The sequence below is a fragment of the Paenibacillus sp. GbtcB18 genome (assembly GCF_019091125.1).
Lineage (GTDB): Bacteria > Bacillota > Bacilli > Paenibacillales > NBRC-103111 > Paenibacillus_F > Paenibacillus_F chitinolyticus.
The window spans coordinates 1-341 of sequence record NZ_JAGXJX010000196.1; the positions used below are offsets into that span (position 1 = coordinate 1).

Below are 341 nucleotides of genomic sequence, written 5' to 3' on the forward strand. Positions count from 1 at the left end.
CGGGACGTAGCCAAGTGGTCATGCTGTAGAACTTGGCTGGGTTACAGTACTTGCTACAACGTTTATAATCTCAGCGTTTACTGCTACTCAATGAATAGGAGTTGAAATTGAAGATCCTTTTGGGCAGGATCCGAATGACCTTCCATTAGAAGCGATTTGTATAGGTGTAGAAATGCATATATTGAATTTATGTCAACATCGTCTGCTAGAAGTAATGGAGATGCATTGTGATGAGAAAATTATGTAACGATTAAGTCGGCGCTATTGCATTTCTAAATCTTGTCAAGAGCCAATTTACGCCTCAATGACGGCTTTATATTTTTTATATAAATATATAATAT

General features: G+C 37.0%; 1 pseudogene. It reads left to right on the forward strand.

Annotation, left to right across the window (positions count from 1 at the left end):
• Positions 1-10 precede the first annotated feature (10 nt).
• Positions 11-247: pseudogene (locus tag KVT34_RS30030) on the forward strand (bestrophin family protein); the annotation flags it as partial.
• Positions 248-341: the final 94 nt, after the last annotated feature.